The organism is Brevundimonas intermedia (assembly GCF_027922165.1).
Classification (GTDB): domain Bacteria; phylum Pseudomonadota; class Alphaproteobacteria; order Caulobacterales; family Caulobacteraceae; genus Brevundimonas; species Brevundimonas intermedia.
This window is the reverse complement of sequence record NZ_BSFD01000002.1, coordinates 881,391-896,844: the sequence shown is the minus strand read 5'-3', so window position 1 is coordinate 896,844 and position 15,454 is coordinate 881,391. Positions and strand designations below refer to the sequence as shown.

Here is a 15,454-nt window from a genome sequence, read left to right as displayed (position 1 = left end):
CTTTCGTGATCGGTCGTCTGAGAGGCGTGCTGGCCGAGGTCGGGGAGGCGGATTGTCTGATCGACTGCGCCGGGGTCGGCTATGTGGTGTCGTGCGGGGCGCGGACCCTGGGGCGGCTGCCGGCGCCGGGCGACGAGGCCACGGTCCATGTCCATTCGCAGTGGAGCGAGGACGCGGGGCCGCGCCTGTACGGATTTCTGACGCGGGACGAGCGGCGGGCCTTCACCACCCTGTTGGCCATTCAGGGGGTCGGGCCCAAGGCGGCCCTGGCGGTGCTGGACGTGCTGCCGCCAAGCGAACTGGCGGGGGCCGTGGCGCGCGAGGACAAGGCGGCGGTGGCGCGGGCCAATGGGGTGGGGCCCAAGCTGGCGCTGCGGATCGTCACCGAGCTGAAGGGCAAACCGCTCGGCGACGTCAGTTTTGCGCCGACTGCGCCGGGCGTTCATCTCGAGATCGCGCCCCCGCCGCCGTCCCTCACCGGCGAGGCCGTGTCGGCCCTGCTGGGGCTGGGCGTGGCCGAGGTCAATGCACGTCGGGCGGTTGATCAGGCCCTGATCCGGCTGGGCGAAGAGGCCGCACTGCCGGCGGTGATCCGTGCGGCCCTGCAGGAGTTGGGGCGGTGAAGGGGGAACTCTTCTCGGGGATCGCGACTTCAGGGCGAGGCCGGGCGGCCTCGGTCGTTCGTGCGCCTGAATGTCAAAATGGATTTGATAATGAACAAGAAATTGCAAACCGTCCTGGTCTTCGTCGTCGGCCTGGTCACCATGGTGATCGGCTATGTCGTGTTGAAGGGGCTGTAAGCCTGTCGCGTCGGGGGGCGGTTCAATGAGCGATGACAGACTGGTCGCCGCCGACGCCGCCCCCGGCGAAGCCTATGACCGCGCGCTGCGTCCCCAGACCCTGTCCGAATTCGTCGGGCAGTCGCAGGCCAAGGGCAATCTGAAGGTCTTCATCGACGCGGCGCGCGGCCGGGCCGAGGCGCTGGACCATGTGCTGCTGTTCGGGCCGCCGGGACTGGGCAAGACGACCCTGGCGCAGATCGTGGCGCGCGAACTGGGGGTCGGGTTCCGGGCGACCTCGGGCCCCATCCTGGCCAAGGCGGGGGACCTGGCGGCGATCCTGACCAATCTGGAGCCGCGCGACGTCCTGTTCATCGACGAGATCCACCGGCTGAGCCCCAATGTCGAGGAGATCCTGTATCCGGCCATGGAGGACCATGTGCTGGACCTGATTATCGGCGAGGGGCCGTCGGCGCGGTCGGTGCGGATCGATCTGGCGCCCTTCACCCTGGTCGGGGCGACGACGCGGGCGGGCCTGTTGGCCACGCCGCTGCGGGACCGGTTCGGCATTCCGCTGAGGCTGGAGTTCTACACCGCCGACGAACTGACGGCGGTAGTTCGGGGCACGGCGCGCAAGATGGGCGCGGCCATCGACGAGGGCGGCGCGCGCGAGATCGCCTCGCGGGCGCGCGGCACGCCCCGGATCGCCGGGCGGCTGCTGCGCCGGGTGCGCGACTTCGCTTCGGCGGACGGCGCCGAGACCATTTCGAAACTGGTCGCGGCCAAGGCCCTGGCGCGGCTGGAGGTGGACGAGGCCGGGCTGGACAGTCTGGACCGGCGTTTCCTGAAGGCCCTGATCGAGAACTACGGCGGCGGGCCGGTGGGGATGGACACATTGGCGGCGGCGATCGCCGAGGCGCGCGACGCGGTCGAGGATGTGATCGAACCCTATCTGCTGCAACAGGGCTTCATCATGCGCACCCCGCGCGGCCGCATGGCCTGCGCCAAGGCCTACGCCCACCTGGGCCTCAGCGCGCCTGCGCCCAACCCGAACGCTCCGCCGGTTCCCGGAGATCTGTTCGACTGAGGTCTCGCGCGCAGGCTTGCCAAGCCTGAAACGGCGTCGTCATGTGAGGCCTCGCTGGAGCGCGCCATGACCGTTCGACCTCTCGCCCTTCTGCTGCTGGCCGGCGGCCTGTTCCTTGGGCTGGGCGCGCTCCCGGACTCCTCCGCCCGAGCCGCCGCGCCGGTGTTCACCGAAACGCCCTGTCCGGCGGATTGGCCGACGGGCGTGAGCGAGGTGCGGTGCGGAACCCTGACGGTCGATGAGGCGCGCGACGGATCGACCGACCGGCGCATCGGCGTCGCCGTGGTGATCCTGAAAGCCAGCCAGCCCTACAAGGACGTCTCGGGTCATTTCCTGCCGCCGGTGGTGATGTTTCATGGTGGACCCGGCGGGGCGCTGACGCCCGGCGCCGGCCGCCTGCTGGCCGGTCTGTCGCGCCGGCCGGATCTGGCGGCGATGGATCAGGACGTGATCCTGTTCGACCAGAGGGGCGGCGGCCGCAGCGATCCTTCGATGGATTGTCCCGGGGTCGAGCTGACCGACGCCGGCCCGCCCACGGACAAGGACCGCGACGGTCTGATCGCCTGTCTGAAATCCTATCAGGCCCAGGGGGTGGACCTGCGCTGGTACAACGCCGCCGCCATCGCCGATGATGTGCGCGACCTGACCCAGGCCCTGGGGCTTGAGAAGATCGACCTGCGCGGCGGCTCCTACGGGCCGCGGATCGAGGCCGCCGTCATCACCCACCAGCCGCAGATCGTCCGCGCGGTGGTGATGGACAGCCCCTGGCCGCCCGAAGGCGACTGGGCCGTCGGCACGCCCGAGCAGGTGTCCACGGCGGTGCGGCTGATCCTTAGCAAATGCGCAGCCCAGGCGGCCTGCGCCGCGCGCCATCCGGACATCCAGGCCCGGTTCGAGGCCGAGGCGCGCAAATGGCTGGCCGGACCGGTCACGGGCAAGGACGGTCGCACCTTCACCGTTGACGACCTGTCCGCCTTCCTGATGGACACCACCTACAGCGGCCAGGGCGTGCGCAGCCTGCCCGCCGACCTGGACCGGATCATCGCCGGCGACCTGACGCCGGTGGCGGAGGTCGCGGAGAACAGGACGTACTATTCCGAAGGCCAGCACATGGCCCATCTGTGCAAGGAAGAGCTGCCGTTCGAATCCAGGGCGCGGCTGACGGCGGGCGCCGAGGGCGATCCTGTGGCTCAAGTGCTGGTCCCGTCGCTGGCGCGCCTGTTCGACGTCTGCGCGGCCGTGGATGTCGGCGCCGCCGATCCGGTGGAGAACCAGCCCGTTACGACCACGATCCCCACCTTGTTCGTCGCCGCCGAGATCGATCCGGGCTGCCCGCCTCATTTGACGGAGGCTGCGGCCAAGGGCTACGCCAACAGCCAGGTGGTGATCGTGACCAACGCCACCCACGGCGTGATCGACGCCAGTCCCTGCACCCGGCGAATGGCGCGCGACTTTCTGCGCAACCCGTCGGCGCCGGTGGATCGCAGTTGCCTGCCGGCCGCCGACACGCCGCTGGACTTCATAGAGGACGCCGCCGCGACCTGACCGATGCTGCAGCCAAGGGTCTTCCCGTCATCCCCGAGGGCCTTCGTGGCGCCCCTGTTCGTCCTGATCGTCGTGATCGCGATTGGGGCCGGGACATGGCTGATGACCCAACGCTCCGGCATCGCCCCGCCCGAGGCGCCGTCGCTTCGGGCCGTCCGTCAGATCCGCGAACAGTTGGGAGGTCGCGCCGAACCGCGGTACGCGGAGGCTGGACAGAAGCGGGCCGTTTGCGGCTATGTCGGCCGTGCACGGGGCGGGCCGGCGGTGGGTTTCGTCTCCCTGCCCAACCGCATCCTGTTCAGCGACGATCCCCTGCCGGCCGAATTCGCCGAGATACGCGAACGCTACTGCCCCGGCTTCCTGACCACCCCGCCGACGCGCTAGACTGGGGTCATGACCGATCTGCCCACCGCCGGCCGTTTTGACGGACGCGACCACCTGTTGCCGGTGCGCGTCTATTACGAGGACACGGATTTCACCGGCCTGGTCTATCACGCCAACTATGTCCGCTATTTCGAGCGGGGGCGGTCGGACTTTCTGCGCGCCATCGGCGTGGGTCATGCGGATCTGCTTGAGGAGGCCGAGCCTCTGGCCTTCGTCGTGTCCGAACTGAACATCCGCTATCTGAAACCGGCGCGGATCGACGACGCCCTGGTGGTGCGCACAATCTATGAGCAGGTGAAGGGCGTGCGGCTGATCATCCGCCAGAGCGTGGAGCGAGCCGGAGAGGTCTTGTGCCGGGCCGAGGTGACGGCCGTCTGCATCCACCTGGACGGTCGCCCGCGCCGCCCGTCGAAGGGGCTGGTCGAGAAGGTGACGCCCTGGCTGGCGAAAGCCACCGCGGCCGATTAGGATCGGGCGAACTCGGGGGAGGGGAAGACCATGCAAAACCAGGGAATGACCGCCAGCGCTGTCATCGTGAGTTTCCTGCTGCTGGTGCTTGTGATCGGCGGCGGGCTTGCCGGCTGCCCCTATTACAAGGTCTGGGAACGCAAGATGGCGGGCCAAGCCGAGCTGCAATACCAGCAGGGCGCGCGTCAGGCCCTGATCGCCCAGGCGGCGGCCGAGGACGAGGCCGCGATCAAGCGGGCCGAGGCGGCGACGCGCCGGGTGCTGGGCTGGACCGACGCGGCCAAGCGCGGTTGCGAGGCCCTGGGCCGACCCGGCGACCGGGCCTGCGAGGAACAGCTGGTCCGCGACGCCGCCACCTATTCCATCGCCAAGGAAGGCCATGAGGGCGTGATCATCAGCCTCGGCGCCCCTGTCTCGGTGGCGGTCGATCCGAACCGTCGTTCGGCGTCCGAGTGATCCGGATGACGCGCCTGTCAGGTGACGGGCGTCCTCTGGACCGCTAGAAGCCGCCCTCGCCACACAATGGTCACGCCCGCTCGGTCGAAGAGGGGCGTCGCCTGTTTCCAACCCGCACCCGATTCCGCCCGGAGCGCCTGAATGACTACGCCCGTCGACGCCTCGATGATGAACCCCGTTGCGCTGTTCCTGACCGCCGACTGGGTGGTTAAGACGGTGATGATCGGCCTGGCGCTGGCCTCGCTGTGGTCCTGGACCATCATTATCGACAAGGGCGTGCGGTTCTTCGCCCTGAACAAGCAGGCGGACGAGTTCGAAAAGGCGGTTCAGTCGGGCCGGTCGCTGGAAGACGTCGCGACCCAGGCCGGGCCGGCGCCGGAACACGCCCTGCCGCGCATGCTGGTCATCGCCCTGTCCGACTGGCGCGAGGCGCGTCAGCGCGGGGCGTTGAACGACCACCAGGGCGACCTGCTGATGACCCGTATCGACCGGGCGCTGAACAGCCTGATCTCGCGTGAAGGCCAGCGGATCGAGAACGGCCTGGGCGTGCTGTCGGTCGTGGCGACGGCCTCGCCCTTCATCGGCCTGTTCGGCACGGTCTGGGGCATCATGAACGCCTTCGGCCGCATCGCTGCGGCGGGCAACACCAATCTGACCACTGTGGCGCCGGCCATCGCCGAGGCCCTGTTCGCCACGGCCATCGGCCTGGCGGCGGCCATCCCGGCCTATATCGCCTACAACAAATTCTCGATCGACGCTGGCAAGTTCACCGGCCGGCTGGAGGCCTTCGCTGATGATCTGCAGGCGGCCGTGGCGCGACGCCTGGGCAGTTCGGCGACGCCGCCGGCGCCGGCGCCGGCCCCGACCTCGGGCCTCAACCTCAAGCGGGGCGTCTGAGCCATGGCGCTGGGCGGCGGTGCGAGCGGCGGCGGGTCGCGTCGTGGGCGGCGGGGGCGCAGAGGTCCCCTGACCGAAATCAACGTCACGCCGCTGGTGGACGTGATGCTGGTGCTGCTGATCATCTTCATGATCTCGGCGCCCCTGCTGACGGTCGGGGTGCCGGTCGAACTGCCCAAGACCGAGGCCAGCGCGGTCGAGACGAACAACGAACCCCTGTCGGTCAGCATCGACCAGCAGGGCGCCATCTTCATCGGCGACAGCGAGACCGCGTTCGACGATCTGGCCGTGCGCCTGCTGACCGAGGCCGGTGGGTCGGACAAGGCGTCCGAGCGTCCGGTCTTCGTGCGGGCTGACGGGCGTGCGCCCTATCAGGCGGTGGCGCGGGTGATGGCGCGTCTGTCGGCCTCGGGCTTCACCAAGCTGAACCTGATCACCGACACGGCGCCGGAGGCCTGATCGCTTGCGCCGTCCCAGCCCCGCCATTCTGGGATCCATCGCCCTGCACGCGGGTGTGGTCGTGCTCGCCTTCGTGTCGTTTTCGCAGAAGGCCGAGGACGCGCCGCCTCTGGTGAATTCGGTGCCGGTGTCCATCGTCTCGGAGACGGTGATCGAGGCTGCAGCCGCCGACAATCCGCAGCCGGAACCCTCGCCCGACGACGCCGCGACCGCGCCGGTCAGCGCGCCGGAGACCCCGACCCCGCCGGTCCCGCAGCCCACGCCGCCGCCGCCGACCCCGACGCCCGCGCCGCCGCGTCCGACTCCACGGCCGACGCCCACGCCGCCGCGACCCACGCCCCCCCGGCCCGCGCCGCCGACCCCGGAAAAGGCGCGTCCGACCCCGCCGCGTCCGACCCCGCCGACCCCCGCCCGGCCCGCGCCAAAGCGGGATGAGCCCAGCTTGGACCTGGACGCCTTGGCGGGACCGACGCGCAACACCAACCAGCGCGGACGCCCGGCGACGGGGCAGCAGGGTTCGGGCAGCGCCTCCCAGGCGACGGGCCCGCAGGTGACGGCCATCTTCAACCAAGTCTATCCGAACTGGGTTCTGCCCTGCGACATCCCCGGCGCCGACCAGCTTCGGATTCAGGTGGAGCTGACCCTGTCGGCGGACGGGCGGATCACCCGAGGGCCGACACTAATCAATCCTCAATCGTCGCCGATCTATCGCGCCGCCGCCGACGGCGCCCTGCGCGCCTTGCGCCAGACCGCGCCGTTCGACGTGCCCCAGGGCTTCCCGGGCGGGGTCTATCGTCCGACGTTCAACACGGAACGGGCCTGCCGTAATCGCTGAGGTTCAGGCGTCGGTTATTAAGTGTAGGGCCGCTCGGCCGCCCTTGACCGCGTCCGGCGACAGGCGACGATCCAGAGTCGCCAAGCGACCGCCGTTCGAGACGGCCAGAGCCAGTAGATAGGCATCGGTGATCTGTTCGGGCGTCGTCAGGGCCGATGGATCGAACAGGCGATCGTCTGCCAGACTGATAGCGTCCGGCCAGAAGACGTGCCCCGCCATGTCCCGCAACAGTTCGAGAATCCGAATAACCTCGGACGGAGGTCCGACCGGATTGCGATAGCGACTGTTGCCGACAATCCGGACCAGGCCGTTTTCGGTTATCGGACAGGTGGCCCATGACCGGGCGGCCTCGCGATGAAACCAATCGTTTGTCGCGTCGTGAAAGACGTGACGCGGATCGACGAGGGCGATCAGCACGTTGACGTCCAGCAGATAGATCAAGGCAGTTCGTCGCGGAGCGCGTTGACATCCTCCAGCGTGACCATTGGTCCTGGTCGATCTGGCAGAAGGGGAACGCCATTGCGAAAGCGGACGGTCGTCTCCCGCTTTCGCAGCGCCTGTCGCGCGAGCTCGGAAACCACTTCGCCGACCGTTCGGTCTTGATGGACCGCGATGGCTCGTGCGGCGTTCAGCACGTCGTCGTCGATGGCGAGGGTGGTGCGCATGGGCGGAAGATAGTGCATCACGCATCACGCATCAATGTGATCGCCCTGTCCCGAAAGTCGCCCCATTCGCCATGAAGCTGGCGAATGTCACACGACCCGGCGATAAGGGGCGGCGATCCTTCGATATTTACGGGAGCATTCCATGCGTCTGAACCTTCTTCTGGCCTCTGCCGCCGCCTTGGCTTTGACGGCCTCCTCGGTCCAGACCCAGGCCCAGGTCCAGGCGCCTCCAGCCCAGGCCGGTCAGCCGGTCGAGGTCGAGATCGACCAAGGGGTGCTGAAGCCGCTCCAGATCGCCGTCGTGCCCTTCACCGGCGACCATGGGACGGACATCTCCAATGTGGTCAGCGGCAATCTGCGGCGTTCGGGTTTCTTCGAACCGTTGGACCCGGCCGGGTTCATCGAGACGGGGCTGACGCTGGCGAACGCGCCCAACTTCCCGCAGTGGACCCAGATCGGGGCCCAGGCGGTGTTGTATGGGGCGGTGACGCCGCGGGCGGACAACCGGCTGGACGTCGGCTTCCGACTGTATGATCCCTACCGCCAGTGCCAGCTGGTCAGCTATCAGTTCACCGCCACCCAGGAGCAGTGGCGCCGGATCGCGCACAAGATTTCGGACGTCATCTATCAGCGGATGACCGGCGAGGCCGGCTTCTTCGATTCCCGCGTCCTGTTCGTCTCCGAAGAGGGGACGCAGCTGAACCGGATCAACCGCCTGACCATCGCCGACCAGGACGGGTTCAACCCCACCTATCTGACCCAGGGCGACGAGGTGATCATGTCGCCGCGCTTCTCGATCTCGCAGCCGGACGAGATCACCTATGTGGCGCTGGGCAAGGACTACAGCCGGATCTATCTGCGCAACCTGACGACCGGACGCACCGAGAGCCTGGGCGAGTTCGACGGCCAGGTTCTGGCCCCACGATTCTCGAACGACGGCAACAAGATAGCCTTCTCGATCATCCGCAACGGCAATACCGACATCTATGTGATGGACCTGCGCAGCCGGCAGCTGTCGCGCCTGACCTCGGATCCGGGCATCGACACCTCGCCGTCCTTCAGCCCGGACGGCAGCCAGATCGTGTTCAACTCGGACCGTTCGGGCACGGCGCGGCTGTATGTCATGCGGGCCGACGGATCGGGCCAGCGCCCGATCTCGCGCGGGGGCGGCGTCTATACGGCGCCGTCGTGGAGCCCGACCGGAAATCTGATCGCCTTCACCAAACAGGGCGGTGGTCGGTTCTCGACCGGGGTGATGAATGCCGACGGATCAGGTGAGCGCATCCTGTCGTCCAGCTATTTCGAGGAGGGGCCGAACTGGGCCCCCAATGGCCGCTATGTGATGTTCGCCCGCCAGACGCGGGGCGGCGACACCCGGCTGTGGACCGTGGACCTGTCGGGGCGTGTCGTGGCCCAGGCCGGCTATAACGGCCGGGGTACGGATCCCGCATGGTCGCCGCTGCTGGACGCGCCGCCGTCGAACATCGGTCTCGGCCAGGGAGCCGACAGCTGCCCCGCCTGACGCCGTTCGGCGATCGGGAGCTTCGCGCTCAACAGTGTGTTATCGATCTGGCGCCCCAAAACCGCCCGAGGCAGAAGATAAGGCCAAGCTTGAGGCCGCCGTCCTCAACAAGACCGTTTCAGGAGACGACCCAATGAAGACTTCACGCATCATCACCCTGGCCATGGTCGGTTGCGCCGTCGCCGCCATGTCCGCCTGCGCCCGCAAGCCGGTAGAAGGCGCAGTGCCGACCGAGCCGACCGCCCCGACGACCGGCCCCGCCTATCCGACAGCGCCGACCGGCCCCATCTCGGGTGGAAACATGGGCGCCGCCGCGCCGGGCTCGGAGCAGGACTTCGTCGTCAATGTCGGCGATCGGATCTATTTCGACCTCGACTCTTATGACGTCCGTCCGGAAGCCATGCCGCGCCTGGACGCCCAGGCCCAGTGGCTGGCGCGCTATCCCCAGGTTACGGTCCGCATCGAAGGCAATGCCGACGAACGCGGCACGCGCGAGTACAACCTCGCCCTGGGCGCCCGCCGTGCCGAGGCCGTGCGCACCTATCTGATCAATCGCGGCGTGCCGGCCGGCCGTATCGACACCATCAGCTATGGCAAGGAGCGCCCGATCGCCGAAGGCTCGAGCGAGGACAGCTGGGCGCGCAACCGCAACGCCCACACCGCCATCGTCTCGGGTGCCCCGCGCTGAGACGATCGACAGGCTGAATGAATGGAGGCGTCGGCGAAGGCCGGCGCCTCTTTTCTTTTGCGCTCTATGTCCTCAAAGTGGCGCTTGGTTCGGTCGGGGGATTGAAGTTGGATATCGAAGGAGCCGGTGGCGCGATCACCGGCGGACTGATCGCGGGGGCGATCGAAAAGCCCACCGGTCATGCGGGCGAGGCGGGACATGGCCTCTGTTCCGACTGCGGCGCGCCGACCAGCGGTAATTTCTGCTCCAACTGCGGCCAGCCTACCCATGTCCACCGCACTCTGCTGCATCTGGGCGAGGAGTTGCTGCACGGCGTCATGCACTTCGACGCCCGCGTCTGGCGCACCCTGCCGCTGCTGGCCTTCAATCCCGGTCGCCTTACGCGGGAATGGGTCGAGGGCAAGCGGACACGGTATGTGTCGCCGCTGGCGATCTTCCTGTTCACCCTGTTCGTCATGTTCTTCGCGCTGAGCTTCATGCCCCAGCACGAGGCGCCCGTAGTGTTGGCCCAAGACATTCAAGAACAGCGGCAGGAGCTGGTCGAGGCCGAGAAGGCCCTGGCGGAGGTGCGGGCCGATGCGGCGACAGACCCGTCAGGCATGGCTCGGGTCGGCATCGAGGGCGGTCAGGCGCTGGTGGTCCAGAAGCGCGCCGAACTGGCGCGGCTCGAGACCGAGCAGCGCGAGGGCCGCGCCGATGGCCTTAAGCCGGGCAGTTGGCAGGCCAGCATCAAGGACATCGCTTCGGGCGAAAAGTCGTCGGGCGGTTCGACCAAGCTGACGATCATGGGCAAGGAGGCCGACAAAGAGGGCCACGGCTTCGGCGCGACGGTGCTGAAGAAGCTGCAGAATCCGGACCTGGCCGTCTATAAGCTGCAACAGACGATGTACAAGTTCGCCTTCCTGCTTGTGCCGTTCTCGATCCCTTTCCTCGCGCTTCTGTTTCTGTGGCGGCGAGGCTTCACCCTGTATGATCACGGGGTGTTCGTCCTGTATTCCCTGACCTTCATGGCTCTGCTGTTGATGGCCATGGTGTTGGCCGGCACGATCAACAGCGCCCTAGGCGGTTGGGTCAGCGGGCTCGGACTGCTGGCCATGCCGGTCCATGTCTTCGCCCAACTGAAGGGGGCCTACAGCCTGTCGATCTTTTCGGCCCTGTGGCGGACGATCCTGCTGCTGTTCTTCTGCAACATCGTGGTGGTTCTGTTCGTCATGTCGATCCTCTATCTGGGACTTGGGCACTGACCACGCCTTGCGGCGGCCCCAAATCGGTGGAACCTAGAGACCCATGATGCTCAAGCTCTCCTTCATGCGCACCCGCGCCTTCGCCGCCACCGCCGTCGGTCTTGTCCTGATCGCCGGGGGAGCAGTGGCGCAACAGGCGGCTCCCAATATCATGCAGCCGATTGAATGGGACAAACGCCGTCTCGAGCAGCTGGACCGCAATGTCCGCCGGCTTGAGCGGGCGCTGACGCAGCGCAATGCTGCGGGCGAGCCTGTGCTGGTCGAGCCGGATCCCGAGGTGGTCACGCTGCAGAGCCAGTTCGGCTTGATGAACCAACGCCTTGGGGATTTGGAAGCGACGGTGCGTCGGATCAACGGCGACAATGAACGGCTGACCTTCCAACTGGACGAGGCCCAGCGCGATAGCGCCGCCCTGCGCGCCCGATTGCTGGACGCCGAGGCTCGGATCGAGAAGCTGGAGACGGCGGCCGAGCTGAACGCGCCCATCGAAGCCAATTCCCCGACCGGCGACGCGATTCGGGACCTGGCGGCGGCCGTTAGCCTGATGAGCAGCGACCGACCGCGCGGCGCGCGGGCGCTGGAGACGGTGGTCGCAACCTGGCCCGACACGCCCCAGGCGCGCGAGGCCAATTCGCGCCTGGGCGATATCCGGGTGTCGTCGAACGACAAGGCCGGGGCGGTGCCCTTCTACGCCGCCGCTCTGAAGGATTGGCCGCGCATCGGCTGGGCCGCCGACACGACGCTGAAACTGGCCGACGCCCTGTTCGCCACAGACCGCAAGACGCAAGGCTGCGCGGCCCTGGGTGAGTTCACGCGCCGCTATGCGCCCGCCGCCTCTGACCCTCAGAAGGCCCGCGCGGCCCAGATGAAGACCGCCAACGGGTGCAGCTGACGCGCGACGGCGCTGCAAACGGCTCGGGTCTGACGGCCCGGGTCTTTGCTGGGCTGGATCGACGGCTGAAATGGGACGAAGACCGCCCCGTCGCCCTGGCCCTGTCCGGCGGCGGGGATTCTATCGCCTTGTTGAGGCTGGCGGCCGCTTGGGCGAGCGGGCGCGGACGGCCCCTGTTCGCCCTGACGGTCGATCATGGGCTGAACCCCCGCAGCGACGACTGGACCCGGTTCTCTGGCGAGGCGGCGCGGGCTATGGGCGCTGATTGGCGGGCGCTGGCTTGGAACGGTGAAAAGCCGACGACAGGCCTGACGGCTGCGGCGCGTGCGGCGCGGCATCGGCTGATCGCTCAGGCGGCGCGCGAGGCCGGCGCGCGGGTCGTCCTGTTCGCCCATACGGCCGACGATGTCGCGGAGGCCGACCTGATGCGAGCCGAGGGTTCGACCCTGGGCAGGGTGCGGGAATGGTCGCCTGCGCCGGTCTGGCCTGAGGGGCGGGGGCTGATGCTGCTGCGGCCGCTGCTGGGCGAGCGGCGCGAGACCTTGCGGGCCTGGTTGGCGGATCAGGCGGCGGACTGGATCGACGACCCGGCCAACGTCGATCCGCGCTTTGGCCGCAGCCGGGCGCGACGGGCGCTGGCGGGAACGACGCCGGATGTCGAAACCGAGGGCGTGGAAAATGGCTCGCCGCACGCCGGGATTTCGGCATCGCCCGACGGGACGGTGCGGGTCGCGCGCGACGCCGGGGCCAGAGGGCTGGCTGCCGTTCTGGTCTGCGTCGGCGGAGGGGCGACGCCGCCGCGCGGGGATCGACTGGGGCGGCTGATGCAAAGATTGCGGGTGGGCGAGGACTTCGCGGCGACCCTGTGCGGGGCGCGGATCGAAGCCAACGGCGAGGCGGTGGTCGTGATGCGAGAGGCTGGGGAGCTGGTGCGACGCGCGCCGTCGCCCCTGGTTCTGACGCCCGGCGTCGAGGCGGTCTGGGACGGACGGTTCGCCTTTCTGGCGCGGACGCCGGGATGGTCCGTCGTTCCGGCGCGGGGGCGATTATCGGCCCTGTCTGCTGCGGATAGGACGATGATCGGCACGCTGCCGGCCGGGACTCGTGGCGCGTTTCCGGTCCTGATCCGGAACGCAGAGGCGGGACCGGTTCTTGCAAACCCGCAGGTCGAAAGGCGCGAACTGGTCTCCGAAAGGCTCAGTCTGGCGCTGGACGAAACGACGCATGAACACGATCTGAATGCGCCGCCATGGCGTAAAGCGGCGGAAGCGCCTATTTTCCGTGCCTGACAATCCAGACCGTCGGTCCAATCGGAGCCGGCGGACGACCGAGGACCTCAATGAACCTGCGTAATCTGGCGATCACGGGCGTTATCATCCTGGCCCTGCTCGCGGCCTATGCCGCCGTCTCGCAAGGCGGAGCCATGACTGGCATGACGGCCCAGGGGCCCGGCGCCGCTCGGCCCGAAACCATCACCTATTCCCAGCTGGTGCAGCGGGTCGAGGCCGGAGACATCAAAGACGCCACCGTTCGTGGCGACCAGGTGACCGGCGTGTACAAGAACAACGGCCGCTTCACCGCCACCACCCCCTATCCGAACGAACAGCTGGTCAACGCCATGCTGGCGGCCAACGTCAATGTCGACGCCAAGACCACGCGCCAGTCGATTTGGATGAGCCTGCTGATGGGCATCCTGCCCATCGCCCTTCTGGTCGGGGTGTGGATATTCTTCATGCGCCAGATGCAGGGCGGGGCGCGCGGGGCCATGGGCTTCGGCAAGTCCAAGGCCAAGCTGCTGACCGAGCACAAGGGCCGCAAGACCTTCGACGACGTCGCCGGCGTGGACGAGGCCAAGGACGAACTGCAGGAGGTCGTCGACTTCCTGAAGGATCCGGGCAAGTTCCAGCGTCTGGGCGGCAAGATCCCCAAGGGCGCCCTGCTGGTGGGCCCTCCCGGCACCGGCAAGACGTTGCTGGCCCGTGCTGTGGCGGGTGAGGCCGGCGTGCCCTTCTTCTCGATCTCGGGTTCGGACTTCGTCGAGATGTTCGTCGGTGTCGGCGCCAGCCGCGTGCGCGACATGTTCGAACAGGCCAAAAAGAATGCGCCCTGCATCATCTTCATCGATGAAATCGACGCCGTCGGCCGTCATCGCGGCGCCGGCCTGGGCGGCGGAAACGACGAGCGCGAACAGACGTTGAACCAGCTGCTGGTCGAGATGGATGGCTTTGAGGCCTCCGAGAACATCATCCTGATCGCCGCCACCAACCGTCCCGACGTGCTGGACCCGGCCCTGCTGCGTCCTGGCCGGTTCGACCGTCAGGTTGTGGTGCCCAACCCCGACGTCTCGGGGCGCGAGCGGATTCTGCGCGTCCACATGAAGGACGTGCCCCTGGCCGCCGACGTCAACGTCAAGACCATCGCGCGCGGCACGCCCGGCTTCTCGGGCGCCGACTTGGCCAATCTGGTCAATGAGGCGGCCCTGACGGCGGCTCGCAAGGACCGTCGCATGGTCACGCATCGCGACTTTGAAGACGCCAAGGACAAGGTGCTGATGGGCTCGGAACGTCGCTCCATGGCGATGAACGAGGAAGAAAAGCGCCTGACCGCCTATCACGAGGCCGGTCACGCCATCGTCGCCATGAACGTCAAGATGGCCGACCCCGTCCACAAGGCGACCATCGTCCCGCGTGGCCGCGCCCTGGGCATGGTGATGCAGTTGCCGGAAGGCGACCGCTATTCGATGAAGTACCAGCAGATGATCGACCGGATCGCCATCATGGCCGGCGGTCGGGTGGCCGAGGAGCTGATCTTCGGCAAGGAGAACATCACCTCGGGCGCCTCGTCGGACATCGAACAGGCGACCAAGCTGGCGCGCGCCATGGTCACGCGCTGGGGCTTCTCCGAGAAGCTGGGCACGGTGGCTTACGGCGACAACCAGGAAGAGGTCTTCCTGGGACACTCCGTCGCTCGCAGTCAGAACGTCTCGGAAGAGACGGCCCGCACCATCGACGAGGAAGTCCGCCGTCTGGTCGCCTCGGGTTGGGACGAGGCCCGCAAGATCCTGACCGACAAGGCCGACCATCACGAGAAGCTGTCGCAGGCCCTGCTGGAATACGAGACCCTGTCGGGCGAGGAGATCAAGGACCTGCTGGAGAAGGGCGTCGCCCCGAACCGCGATGAGAACAACTTCCCCAACGCCGGACCCTCGGTCTCGGTGCCGGTGACGCCGGTCTCGGACGGAACCACGGTCGAGGTTCCGGTGGCCGCGCCGGCAGTCACCAGTGTGCCGACGGTGCACTGAGGCGGACGCGTCTCCTCCGTCATCCTCGGGCTTGACCCGAGGATCGGCGCGGGACCTGGCTGTGCGTCGGCTTCGACGCAATGCGGCTGAACATCCGGTCCTCGGGTCAAGCCCGAGGATGACGATGGTGGACGAACCCGCCGGGAGAGATCTCCCGGCGGGTTTTTCTTTGCCTGTGAACGCCCGACCCATCGCCCCAATCCGAAAAGCGGCGCCAGAGAGTGTTGTTAAC

At 67.8% G+C, this 15,454-nt stretch carries 17 protein-coding genes; 15 read left to right on the top strand and 2 right to left on the bottom strand.

Annotated elements, in window-relative coordinates; all coding sequences use genetic code 11:
• The first annotated feature begins 5 nt into the window (after positions 1-5).
• From ruvA to tolA, 9 genes are all read left to right on the top strand, one after another.
• A complete protein-coding gene (ruvA, locus tag PKE72_RS06910; RefSeq protein ID WP_271164633.1) occupies positions 6-623 on the top strand; it encodes a Holliday junction branch migration protein RuvA in 618 nt (205 codons plus the stop codon).
• Between the two features lie 202 nt (positions 624-825).
• Complete coding sequence (ruvB, locus tag PKE72_RS06905; RefSeq protein ID WP_271164632.1) at positions 826-1,866, top strand: Holliday junction branch migration DNA helicase RuvB; 1,041 nt, start codon at positions 826-828, stop codon at positions 1,864-1,866.
• Between the two features lie 66 nt (positions 1,867-1,932).
• The gene (locus PKE72_RS06900; RefSeq protein WP_271164631.1) at positions 1,933-3,411 is read left to right on the top strand and encodes an alpha/beta hydrolase; all 1,479 of its coding nucleotides are present in this window, start codon (positions 1,933-1,935) and stop codon (positions 3,409-3,411) included.
• A gap of 102 nt (positions 3,412-3,513) precedes the next feature.
• Positions 3,514-3,795, top strand: a complete 282-nt coding sequence (locus PKE72_RS06895; RefSeq protein WP_271164630.1) for a hypothetical protein — start codon at positions 3,514-3,516, stop codon at positions 3,793-3,795.
• Positions 3,796-3,804: 9 nt separating this feature from the next.
• Positions 3,805-4,263 carry a tol-pal system-associated acyl-CoA thioesterase gene (gene ybgC / locus PKE72_RS06890; protein WP_271164629.1) on the top strand — a complete coding sequence of 153 codons (459 nt, stop codon included), beginning with the start codon at positions 3,805-3,807 and terminating at the stop codon, positions 4,261-4,263.
• A 45-nt stretch (positions 4,264-4,308) separates the two neighbouring features.
• Positions 4,309-4,719, top strand: coding sequence for a hypothetical protein (locus tag PKE72_RS06885; RefSeq protein ID WP_271164628.1), 411 nt, complete (start codon positions 4,309-4,311; stop codon positions 4,717-4,719).
• A 141-nt stretch (positions 4,720-4,860) separates the two neighbouring features.
• Entirely contained in the window at positions 4,861-5,616 is a 756-nt protein-coding gene (gene tolQ, locus PKE72_RS06880; RefSeq protein WP_271164627.1) for a protein TolQ, read from the top strand.
• Positions 5,617-5,619: 3 nt separating this feature from the next.
• Positions 5,620-6,075, top strand: a complete 456-nt coding sequence (gene tolR, locus PKE72_RS06875) for a protein TolR (protein ID WP_271164626.1) — start codon at positions 5,620-5,622, stop codon at positions 6,073-6,075.
• A 4-nt stretch (positions 6,076-6,079) separates the two neighbouring features.
• Positions 6,080-6,910, top strand: a complete 831-nt coding sequence (gene tolA / locus PKE72_RS06870; protein ID WP_271164625.1) for a cell envelope integrity protein TolA — start codon at positions 6,080-6,082, stop codon at positions 6,908-6,910.
• A gap of 3 nt (positions 6,911-6,913) precedes the next feature.
• On the opposite strand, the gene PKE72_RS06865 is transcribed toward tolA, so the two are convergent.
• Entirely contained in the window at positions 6,914-7,351 is a 438-nt protein-coding gene (locus PKE72_RS06865; RefSeq protein ID WP_271164624.1) for a TA system VapC family ribonuclease toxin, read from the bottom strand.
• Positions 7,348-7,575: a CopG family transcriptional regulator gene (locus PKE72_RS06860; protein WP_271164623.1), complete on the bottom strand. Its 228-nt coding sequence runs from the start codon at positions 7,573-7,575 to the stop codon at positions 7,348-7,350. Before PKE72_RS06860 ends, PKE72_RS06865 begins: the two co-directional genes overlap by 4 nt.
• Before the next feature lie 142 nt (positions 7,576-7,717).
• Here PKE72_RS06860 and tolB point away from each other — a divergent pair, with 142 nt between their 5' ends.
• From tolB to ftsH, 6 genes are all read left to right on the top strand, one after another.
• Positions 7,718-9,097, top strand: coding sequence for a Tol-Pal system beta propeller repeat protein TolB (gene tolB, locus PKE72_RS06855; RefSeq protein ID WP_271164622.1), 1,380 nt, complete (start codon positions 7,718-7,720; stop codon positions 9,095-9,097).
• Between the two features lie 133 nt (positions 9,098-9,230).
• A complete protein-coding gene (gene pal / locus PKE72_RS06850) occupies positions 9,231-9,785 on the top strand; it encodes a peptidoglycan-associated lipoprotein Pal (protein ID WP_271164621.1) in 555 nt (184 codons plus the stop codon).
• 107 nt (positions 9,786-9,892) lie between these two features.
• Positions 9,893-11,029: a DUF3667 domain-containing protein gene (locus tag PKE72_RS06845; protein ID WP_271164620.1), complete on the top strand. Its 1,137-nt coding sequence runs from the start codon at positions 9,893-9,895 to the stop codon at positions 11,027-11,029.
• A 43-nt stretch (positions 11,030-11,072) separates the two neighbouring features.
• Positions 11,073-11,921 (top strand): tol-pal system YbgF family protein, encoded by an 849-nt coding sequence (locus PKE72_RS06840; RefSeq protein WP_271164619.1) that lies wholly within the window; start codon positions 11,073-11,075, stop codon positions 11,919-11,921.
• Positions 11,912-13,210 carry a tRNA lysidine(34) synthetase TilS gene (tilS, locus tag PKE72_RS06835; protein ID WP_271164618.1) on the top strand — a complete coding sequence of 433 codons (1,299 nt, stop codon included), beginning with the start codon at positions 11,912-11,914 and terminating at the stop codon, positions 13,208-13,210. The genes PKE72_RS06840 and tilS overlap by 10 nt, the downstream gene beginning before the upstream one ends.
• A gap of 50 nt (positions 13,211-13,260) precedes the next feature.
• Entirely contained in the window at positions 13,261-15,222 is a 1,962-nt protein-coding gene (gene ftsH, locus PKE72_RS06830) for an ATP-dependent zinc metalloprotease FtsH (protein WP_271164617.1), read from the top strand.
• The last annotated feature ends 232 nt before the right edge of the window (positions 15,223-15,454 follow it).

Excerpts from the sequence above, each read along its gene's own strand:
- ruvB (WP_271164632.1), top strand. The coding sequence starts at position 826 with ATGAGCGATGACAGACTGGTCGCCGCCGACGCCGCCCCCGGCGAAGCC.
- PKE72_RS06900 (WP_271164631.1), top strand. The coding sequence starts at position 1,933 with ATGACCGTTCGACCTCTCGCCCTTCTGCTGCTGGCCGGCGGCCTGTTC.
- PKE72_RS06895 (WP_271164630.1), top strand. The coding sequence starts at position 3,514 with ATGACCCAACGCTCCGGCATCGCCCCGCCCGAGGCGCCGTCGCTTCGG.
- ybgC (WP_271164629.1), top strand. The coding sequence starts at position 3,805 with ATGACCGATCTGCCCACCGCCGGCCGTTTTGACGGACGCGACCACCTG.
- PKE72_RS06885 (WP_271164628.1), top strand. The coding sequence starts at position 4,309 with ATGACCGCCAGCGCTGTCATCGTGAGTTTCCTGCTGCTGGTGCTTGTG.
- tolQ (WP_271164627.1), top strand. The coding sequence starts at position 4,861 with ATGACTACGCCCGTCGACGCCTCGATGATGAACCCCGTTGCGCTGTTC.
- tolR (WP_271164626.1), top strand. The coding sequence starts at position 5,620 with ATGGCGCTGGGCGGCGGTGCGAGCGGCGGCGGGTCGCGTCGTGGGCGG.
- PKE72_RS06860 (WP_271164623.1), bottom strand. The coding sequence starts at position 7,575 with ATGCGCACCACCCTCGCCATCGACGACGACGTGCTGAACGCCGCACGA.
- tolB (WP_271164622.1), top strand. The coding sequence starts at position 7,718 with ATGCGTCTGAACCTTCTTCTGGCCTCTGCCGCCGCCTTGGCTTTGACG.
- pal (WP_271164621.1), top strand. The coding sequence starts at position 9,231 with ATGAAGACTTCACGCATCATCACCCTGGCCATGGTCGGTTGCGCCGTC.
- PKE72_RS06840 (WP_271164619.1), top strand. The coding sequence starts at position 11,073 with ATGATGCTCAAGCTCTCCTTCATGCGCACCCGCGCCTTCGCCGCCACC.
- ftsH (WP_271164617.1), top strand. The coding sequence starts at position 13,261 with ATGAACCTGCGTAATCTGGCGATCACGGGCGTTATCATCCTGGCCCTG.